General features: G+C 55.3%; 1 pseudogene. It reads right to left on the bottom strand.

The features are described from left to right. Positions 1-712 (bottom strand): annotated as a pseudogene (locus AS136_RS25935) (hypothetical protein); the annotation flags it as partial.

The following is a 712-nucleotide window of genomic DNA, read 5'->3' as shown; positions in this document are numbered from 1 at the left end:
TCTCATACGGGCTGTTCATCACATCGCCCCCGCTGCTTTCCTCCAGCGCCTGAAACCCAAGTTTCTCTAAATCGTACTGGTTAACTTCCTCAACATCATTTTGTGGTAACCAGCCACTGCCGCTGACTTTATACCACCATTTTTGTGACTCATCCGAGACGGGCGTTGCCGCTCCCCGGGAGAGCTGGCACTGCGCGTCCAGCCTCGCCGATGTCGGGGTAAATACCGGCTGTCCCGCGGCATCCTGTCGGGTAAACAGGGATTTTCCCTTTGGCGCCAGCACTGACTTTTTTTCACCCTTCACACACGCCGGATTGGCTAAAAATCCGGGCATTCTGCTGTCTGTACTCAACACTTCCAGATGGACAAACCACTCCCTGTCCACAAGCTGATTCCCCTCACCCGGCGACTCCATACAGCCCATAAACCCGACGGGCGTTCCGGCGCTGACCTTCCATTCCTCCGTTCCTTCCGTCAGTTCCACGGCGTCAAAAGCACCTTTTTGTTTTGCCTTCTGCATCCATTCCGGCATCAGCCCCTGAATTTCACCATCCGGCTCCACCAGCACCGGATCCAGCGTGACCCAGTACTGTTCTTTGCCCGGAACGCTATCTTTCAGCAAACGGACCAGACCAAAGGTTGTCAGTGTCGCGTTTCCGTTCTTCGTGACATAAAAACGCCCCGTCCGGGAAGAGACAAAACGGTCGCCTGC

Origin of the sequence: Klebsiella sp. D5A (assembly GCF_001620885.1) — a bacterium.
Taxonomy (GTDB): Bacteria; Pseudomonadota; Gammaproteobacteria; order Enterobacterales; family Enterobacteriaceae; genus Klebsiella; species Klebsiella variicola.
Note: the sequence above shows the minus strand (reverse complement) of the source record. Positions and strands in the feature narration are given on the sequence as shown.